This window comes from bacterium (assembly GCA_035454885.1).
In the GTDB taxonomy this organism is placed as follows: domain Bacteria; phylum UBA10199; class UBA10199; order JACPAL01.
The window spans coordinates 1-8647 of record DATIGE010000073.1; the positions used below are offsets into that span (position 1 = coordinate 1).

The 8647-nt window shown below is 62.1% G+C and carries 4 protein-coding genes; 2 read left to right on the forward strand and 2 right to left on the reverse strand.

The annotated features are described in order from the left end of the window. The coding region (locus VLJ37_12275) for a hypothetical protein (protein ID HSA60447.1) at window positions 1–384 on the reverse strand (384 nt) is incomplete at its 3' end. 196 nt (window positions 385–580) lie between these two features. On the opposite strand from VLJ37_12275, the gene VLJ37_12280 reads away from it, so the two are divergent. After that, complete coding sequence (locus VLJ37_12280) at window positions 581–2134, forward strand: hypothetical protein (GenBank protein HSA60448.1); 1554 nt, start codon at window positions 581–583, stop codon at window positions 2132–2134. Here the strand turns inward: VLJ37_12280 and VLJ37_12285 are convergent. Further along, window positions 2091–8297: an FHA domain-containing protein gene (locus VLJ37_12285; protein HSA60449.1), complete on the reverse strand. Its 6207-nt coding sequence runs from the start codon at window positions 8295–8297 to the stop codon at window positions 2091–2093. The genes VLJ37_12280 and VLJ37_12285 overlap by 44 nt on opposite strands. A gap of 170 nt (window positions 8298–8467) precedes the next feature. Between VLJ37_12285 and VLJ37_12290 the strand changes: the two genes are divergently transcribed. Then, window positions 8468–8647, forward strand: a 180-nt coding sequence (locus tag VLJ37_12290) for a TIGR02147 family protein (protein HSA60450.1), incomplete at its 3' end; no start/stop codon positions are given.

The following is an 8647-nucleotide window of genomic DNA, read 5'->3' on the forward strand; positions in this document are numbered from 1 at the left end:
GTACGCCTCCGTGGGCTCTCCGCCGCCCTGGATTTCCCACGAGACCTTCACCAGGCCGAAACGGACGCCGAAGTCCTTGTCGGCACGGACCGTGGCCGTGAGGGCAGCCGGGGCCGGAGCGGGGGCCTCCGGGGCCGGGCTCGCGGGAACGGACGACGCGAACTCGTCGAACCCCGCGGCGGGGGCGCCGCCGCTCGGGAGGATGACCTCGTCATTTTGATTGCGGGGTCCCGAATCCTCCTCCGGGTCCTGCGGCGTGACCGACGCATCCTGCCCGACGTCTTGGCGGCCCTTGTCCTTCACACCCATGAACTCAAGGCCCCCCCCGCAAGCGGACAGGGCGAAAAGGCCGGCGATGAGGACGAATAATTGAATATTTCTCATAATCGATTTACCCCCGATGAGGATAATCAAAGCAATCGCTGTGCCAATAAATAATATAATAAATACAAATAGATAGTGAATATACCGGCCTCACATGACATTCAAAAACTACAATAATGAATTCAAAAAATGTGACGGCCGCGCGATCGGATCTCCAAAAATAGTCATTCTCAGAGAAATAAAGGGGGCAGCGGGGATGAGGCAACCATGTCCTGGGCCCTCCGAAGAACGGCCGATGCTCACGCTGCCTCCCGCCGCCTTGATGGCGCGCCCGCCGATTCTCTTATTGCCCGAAACGGCGGCGACCGTTTCTGCGCCCGTGTCAGGGCCTTCCTCTTCGACGCTGGGCCCCTCTCCCGGGTCATCGGGACCGCCGGACCGTGCGCTTGCGGCGATTCGGCTGAATTACCTGTTGGATCGCTCGGAGAGGGACGGATCCGCCGGGAGTTACGCGGGTTGGCTCACGCGCGTGGCGTGGGAGGAGATGGGCCGCCGGAGGGACTTCAGGCAGGCCCCGGCGCTTCTCCACGCGATCGGTTCCGGCGCGGCGCTTGACGACTATGAATGCCTCGTGGCCGAGGTCTTGGGGAAAAGGCCCCTCGCCACTTGGCCCTGTTATGAACCGGCCTTTCTGAGGCTCCGCCGTTCGGAGTACTCGCGCGTGCGTGCCCTTCCGATGGGTTGGAGGGAGAAATGTATCGCGGCGCGGGCGGCGGATGCCCTTCGGGCAGAGGGAGGGATCCCTCCGGATGAATTTTTGGACGTATTGGAAAGGGCTGTCAGGGACCCGGGTCTTGTGCCGGCCCTGGAAAAGGCCCTCAAGGTAGCCGCGGCGAGCCCGCTGGCCATGATCCGCTTTCATCGACTTTACCTCCTCCTGCGGGACCGGGACGGGCTCCTGGATTCGAAGCTTGGCGAATTGGGGGACGAACATTTCAGACTTGCCGGCGTTTATCCCCATCCAGCGCCCGTCCTCGATCGATTTCACGCAAACCAGTCCGATGCCTACCTGGGTCATCCCTCCGCCGGCCCCCTGATCGACGAGGTCGAAGAGAAGGGGCCTGAGTGGATCGAGGAAGGCGAGTCCGCTGCGAGGGCGGAGAGACGCCGCGCGATTCTCAGACGACTCTTACGGGACCGTCCCCTTCCGGGAGCCCTGTGCGTTCAGGACGTCGTTTGCGCCTTCCGGCGGCTGGCGGACCCATTTTCCCTCGCCCTGGCGCGAGCGATCGAAAATCGCGAGTTCGATCTCGAGATCCTTTCGGGCGATTCCTTCCACGAAAGGGTTCTGGGGCATTTCCGGGAGATTCGCAGGAAGAGCCCCCATAACCGGATCATCGATCCGGCGACCCAGGATGCCGTCTATCTCTACGCCGGGCTCGTGACGGCTCGGGCGGTGATGATGGTCCGCCATCGGCCGCTGCAGATGCGGTTTAACGCCCCGCCCGAGGAGGTCCTGTTCGAAGTCCTGTGTTGCATCGTTCACGAGTACCAGCACCACCTCGACATCATCCCCGCCGAGGCGAAGACCCAGCCCGTGATGTTCCGCATCGAATTGCTGGGGCACGCCCGGGAATTCCTGTGGAGGGCCGGTCATGGGGACCCGGGGCCGCTCAAGAGGCTGCTTCGCGAGTCTCCTCTCGGGTTCGCCCTGGGATTCCGCGACGACTTTGAGAAGGACTACGGCCCCGCCTTCCGTTCGAACCTCAATTCCGCTGATGGACAGGCTCGCCGACCACCTGGACGGTGAGAGTGACGTTGTCGTTCTTGAAGTGATCCACCGGCCTCCCGCTGTTGGCGTGGAGGACATTGCCGTTCGCGTCGAGTTCGTAGGTGTGATACTGCCCGGCGGCGTCCCTCCAGGGTTCATACATCCCTCTCCAACCGTTGGGCGGCTCCTGTCCGGTGGCCTCGAGATAGGCGGCCACGTAATCGCGATGAGACAAGACCTTGTTCGAGGCGTTCCGGGCGAGGCTCATGCGGATCAAGGCCTCGGTCATGAGGGCGTCGCGGATCCCCGCCGCCGTCCTCGCCCCGCTCAAGCGGATCACTTCGTGAATGACGTCGAGGCGCCCGAAGTTTTCGAAAAGTCCGTCGGAGCCCGTGAGGATGATGTCGCCGTCGCGCAAGGGCTTGTCCGGGGCGCTCGTGTCGATCCTGGCGTCATGTCCGCCGAGGGCGGAATCGACCATATTGGCGTATTCGTCCATCCGGAGGTCCAGCGTCTGTCCGCGGGCCAGCCGTCCGTCGGGGAGCGTCTGGAAGGGCTTCCCCGAGGCCTTTCGAATGGCGGCGGAGAGGCTGTTCGCGCGCAGGGTGTGGTGGAGGACGGGCTGGGAGGCGCCGGGACGGATGACGAGGGCCTCGCAATCGCCAACGCCGGTGAAGGCGGCCCGGTAGGTGCCGTCCGCTTGCGGCGTCAGTTGGACCGCCATCGCGACGGCCCCCGGCGCCTGGCGGGTGATCCCGCGCGACGCATTGTCGCTCGTGATTGCGGCGTCGGCCGCCGTCATCGCCTCCGCGACGGACCTTCCATCAGCCATGGCCTTCTCGATGGCGACCCGGGCGATCTCCGCGGCCCGCTCGCCGCCCGCGTGGCCGCCCATCCCGTCGATGGCCACCATCAGGCTGCGGCCGTCCGGACTCGTCAGGACGACGTAGCGGTCTTCATTGGCGTCTTTGTAATGAAGCCCCTTGTTGGAGGCCGCCGCGATGCCCTTCCAATCTTCCCGGCGATCGGTCCAGGGTTTCGGGCTCGAAACCTTGGCCGGCGCCTCCATGGTCGGGGCGGGTTTGGCGGGGTCGCGGAAGACAAACGTGTTCCAGGCCGTTCCTCCGCCTTCGCCCGTCCGGATCAAGATCCGGTCTCCGTCCTTGACCGGCTCGAACTTCCCATCCACCCACTTTTCCCCGACGGCGAAGCCGTTGAGGCTCTTCTTCGAAGTGCCCAACGCCCCGTTGACGGCGTACCAGACGCCGTTTTCCTGGTGTAACGTGACGTGCGTCCCGGAGATTGAAGCATCATCAATGACAAGGTCCGAGCCGGGATTGCGGCCCATGACAAAGTCCCTGCCGCCTTGGGGCCGGACCTCGATTTCACCGGCTTGATTGGGTCGTTCCGGGTTTGCATTCCCGCGTCTCCAGACCATTCCCAAGAGACCGACGGCCGTCAGAACCCCGGTGATCGCCGCCGCGGCGCCGGTGCCGATGGAATCCGCGAGCGACGCGAAAAGGGCCGGCGCGCCGGCGACGCTGTAGAGGGCGTCGGTCGGCAAGAAGGCGGAAGATCCCTTTGCGGCCACGGGCTGTGTCCCATAGAGTTTGCCGATCTCGCGTGAAAAGCCTTCCAGGGTCGCCGGATCCATGAAGTCGACCATCTGATATTTCGAGAAGCGCGGGTCTTTCTTGAAGAGCTTCATCGCATCGCCCAGGCGATCGACCGCTTCGCGGTAATCGCTGGAATCCGAGCCGGCGGTGAATGCCGTCTCGAGGTCCTTTTCCATCTTGTCCGCGATCTTGCCGTGGCCGCGTTCGCGGAGGGTCGAAACGATCCCGATTTCCAACCCCTCGACGAGCTCCATGCCGATGTAACGGGGGAATTTCCTTTCTCCGTAGATTCTCTCGTTCAAGTCGGTGCTGATCTGGGCCTTTCGGGCGATGTTGCCGGAGGGAAGATCCAGGTCGCCGCGGGGGACATTGGCCTCCGGCGCGCCGCCCGGGGGCGGGGGAGGAAGCATTGTCGATCGATCGGCTCTCGTCGGTGCAGGCTCCACGATCCGCGCGCGGACGTAGACCGGATGGCCTCCGGGCGTCTTCAGGCGAAGGACATTGGGCTCCTCCGGCTTGCCGGCATCGATCTCCAACGGGATCGTTCGCTGACCGAGGTCTTGAGCGTTGTCGCGGATGTGATTGAGCAGCTTGTCCGCGTCGGCCTGGCTGCGGACGTCGAACTCGACGCCGTATTCACGCAGGACCGGCGGATTGGCGGTCAGGTCGGAAAACGACTGGCGGCTGTCCAGGATGTCCACGGGGCTCGTTCGCTCTCCATGGCCCGGATTGTCTCTCCTGAGGCCGTCGATGAAGCCGAAGAGATAATCCAACTGGCTGACCGCGAGGCCCATTTCGCGGTGGTGCGCATTGATCGGGTCGTTGTACGGAGAGTCATGGACGCCGGAGACTCCCGGGCTCGACGGCTGATCGTCCGCATGGGCGACGGCGGCTCCAGCTCGCGTCACTTCCTCGGAACGCTCGAGGGGCCTGGCCGGCTTCGCCTGACGGGCGGCGGCGGGGAGGAGGTCTTGACCCTGGACCGACGTCGGAGCTTTGGGCGACCGGGGGGCAACCCTTTGTATTGGAGCCGATTTTGCGCGGCTCTTCATGAGACTTCGAAGGGCACTGGCTCGGTCAAGGACCAGACCGGGTATGACCGAGGGATCGGCCGGATTGAAAACAAGTCCCCGAGAGTAGGCCGCGGCATCGCGGGCCGCAGCGGCGCGAGCGATCTTTTTCGCCTGTCCCCACTCCATCCCTTTGGACCTCATCTGACCGAGACGCTCGCGATAGAAGCCCTTGAAGGAGTCGCGCGCGAAGGCCTGGCGCGAATTTGCGAGCACCTCGAGACGCAAGGGCATGTAGCCGGTTACGGCGTTGCCCACGTGCGAGGCGACATGCAGGCCTCCCATCCGGGCGAGTTCCCCTAATTGACGCTCAAAGAAATTACGGTCGTCGCCATCATGCAGGTAGCTCCATGCCGTGGCCACTTGGGTCGAGGTGAGGAGCGATCCCGCACCGTTCAACGCGCGCAAGCCCCTGGCGGACCCACCGGCGGCAACGGCCTTTTTGATCGCCTCTTCCCCAATATTCAGTTTCGAGGCCAGTTTGCCCCAGCCCTTGCCGCCGCCGTGGAAGGCGGTCATCATCAGGACGTTCCGTCCGACCTCCTTCAACTCGAAAGGGGTTCCAGTGATCCCGGCGCCGATGCCGGTCATCATGGAGCCCTCGGTCAGGGCGCCGGCTACAAAGATGCCCGCCCGCACGGCGAAGGCCCGCACGCCCCCCTGTGCCGCGAGACGGATGGCGAGAGAGGTTCCGCCGATCAAGCCGCGGGCCGCCGCCCCGACACCCATGGTCGGGGGCAGTGTCACGGCGGTGATGACGGCCTCATCAATAATGGAGTCCCACGTGTTGTCGGCAAGATTGAACCACTCTCCGGTCGGGTCCTTCATGTCGTTGTAGATCAAGAAGGCCTCGTGGGAGAGCTTGTCGCTGAAGTCCGGGGAGCACTGACCGTCGTAGCGGGACGGGTTGCCGCCCGTCTTATCGTTCCACTGCACCATCTTTTCATAGACGAGCTTGCTGACCTCGAAGTTGATTTGGGTATCCACAACCCGCTGAACCGCTTCGTCGATCTCCATCTCCGAGGCATCCTCTCGCTTCGCCTCCTTGAACTGGGTGACGACCTTCTCGCGCAGTTTCGGTCGATCCGTCTCGGCCTTTCCGCGAATCTCCCCGATCTTCTCCGGCTGTGTCTTCTTGATATCGTCCAGGATGCGTCCGAAGTCCTTGGCGAAGACCTGCTCCAAAAAGGAACCGGCGATCTCGTAGGAGCCGTTATAGTGACGAATCTTCTTGGCGATCTCTACAAAGGCCTCCCGCCGGCCCTCCGGGGTCGACTCCTTCTCCAGGCCAACCCGAGTATAGCGGTCATAGAGGACGTGAAAGTCGGAATCCTCGTGGTTGCCGAACTGCTTGATCGCGCCCGTTATCCGTTGCAGCCCCTTGATCGCCGAGCCTTCGCCGTCCTGACGGTTCTTGGGGAAGGACTTGGCGCCGAAGCACTGGGAATAGCGACCGCTCAAATAGTCCTGACCTTCATGAAGGTGGGGGGCCAGAAACTTGCCATTGCTGACGACGACGACCTGATCCTTGTCGCTTGGTTGGACGCTGTAGACGGTCCCTGATGCGACGTCATAGACGGAGCCGCCCTCCTTTCCGAAGACGATCCGGATCGCCTTGGCATCGCTATCCCCGGTGTGGACCTCCAACAGGCCTCCCTCGACGCGGGCGTAGTTCAGCCCCTCGAAACCGTCCGCCTTCGCAAGATCCGGGTTCGCGGAATCCGCTTGAAGGAGACCGAGGAAATCGTCCCGCTCCCTGTTGAGCTTGTCGAATAATCCAGTCTCCGAGGGCAGATGGGCCGTGACGTACGGCATCACCGATCCCTTTTGAACGGCGTGTTCCCTCCAGAATTTGGCTTGAAGCTTCGCCTGGCGGTCGTCGATCTGGCTCCAGGCCTCTTCCAGTGTGTCCGCCTTTTCGTCCTTGACCCTCTTTTCCATGAAGTCGAGGAGCTCGGCGTTGAAGGTGGCGCTTCCCACGAGTTTGCTGTCGCGTTGTGCCTTGAGGAGCTTGCTGAATTCCTTCAGATCGGCGATGTGCGCCAGGGTCCGCGCGCGGAGGGCCGCGCGAGCCTCTTCGTAGGCGATGCCCAATTCCGGGTCCTTTTCAAAGAGCCTGGGATCGTCCTTCAGCTTCCCCTGGACCTGATCCTTGAGGTCGCGGATCTTGAGTTCCCCCTCCTCCAGGTGACCCTCGAGAAAGGCGATTTTGTATTCGAAAACGAGTCTTCGCGCGGGGTCGGTCGCGTTTTTCAACCCTTCGCGGTTCGCATGGAGCATCGCCTCGGGAGTCTTGGCCTCGATCTCCTTCGAGAGTCTTGCGACCGACTCTTTGTCTCCCAGAGCCTCGGCGACCCTGGCCTGGCTGAGCAGGCATTCCAGCTCTCTCTGGGGCTGGCCCGCCGCCTGGGTCCGTTCCTTTGAAAGCTCATCGGCAAGGACGGTGAGATTGTTCTTGTACTCCTCTCCCTCTTCCTTCGAGAGGGCCTCATAATCCTTGAGCGCCTCGCCGAACTGCTGGAGGTTGTTGTGCGCCGCCGCCCGAAGGCGCAGGGCGTCCTTGTTGGCGGAATCGTTTTTCAAGAGGTCGTCAAGCGCAGGCAGCAGCCCTTCAAAGATTTCCCTGGCTTCACCTTCATGATCGTTAACCGAGGCGATCTGCCCTCTTAAGAAGTTTGATGTCATCCGAAGGATCGGTTCGTTCTGGGTCCCCTTGAAGGCCGCCTTCTCTTCATCGGTGAGCCGCCCGATCAGGTCGTCCTTGATATGGTCCAACGCCTCCTCGGCCGCATCGAGATCGCCGGTGCCGATCAGTTGTTGCGCCTTTGTCAGCCATTCCCGGGCGAACGCCTCGAGATATTCCGGCTTGCCGATCTCGTCCCGGACCGCGGCCCAATTTGTCGAAGAACCTGCCGGCGGCGTCGAATCGTCACGAAGGGCTTCGGCGATCCGTATCATCTCCGGGAGGTTGACGGTGGTCTCGGGCAGGAGGTCCTTGAAGGTCTCGGTGAGCTCCACACGGTACTCCGACGCTTCCTTCGCCGAGACCGCTTGAAAGTCCTGAAGCGCAGCCTTGTAGTTTGAAAGGTAATGATGGATCCCGGCACGGATGCGGAAACTCTCCTTGTCGTTGGGATCCTTGGCGATCGCCTCATCGAGATCCGCCAGTTTGTCTTCTAGCTCCTCCCTCAAGTCGTCGCGGACGTCATCCGCCTCGTCCTCCTTGCCGGACGCCTCCAACTGCGCCGCCTCGGCCTCCTCGATGGAGAGGGCTTCGTTAAGATCCGCCGCGGTGTCGACACCGGCCAAGGGGGACTTGAAGAGTGAAAGAATCGGCCGTGTCGCTGCCTCGATGATCTCATTCAGACTTTCGGCGGTCTGTTCCAGGATCTTGAGGGTATCGACCTGGGTATTGCCTTCTACCGTCCCCTCGTTCCCATCGGACTCGTCGTTAGTGCCGGTCCCCTCAGCCTGGTAGGGATTAACGCCGGTCCTGAGAATGGAAACATGTTTCATAAATGACCCCCGGACGAGTAGTGGAGCAACCGGCGTGCCAGCCGGAATCGGGAGTGATTTCAGGCCACGGGTGTGGACAGAAAATTCAAGAATGGCTCGAAAAGTTCAAAATATTCAAATGTGAAGCTTCAAAAGTGCCTCTTTCGCCTTGAAATAGCTTGGCACGCGGCTTGCTTTTGAATTCCACCATGGAGAACAAGGAACAACCCAATCTCTTCAATTATCTCGATTACCGCCACTTTCTCCGCGACTGGCTGCAGTCGGCGAAGAAAAACTACGGCTTTTCCTACCGGTTCTTTTCCAAACGCGCGGGGCTCAAGTCCCCCAGCCTCTACAAGATGGTCATGGAC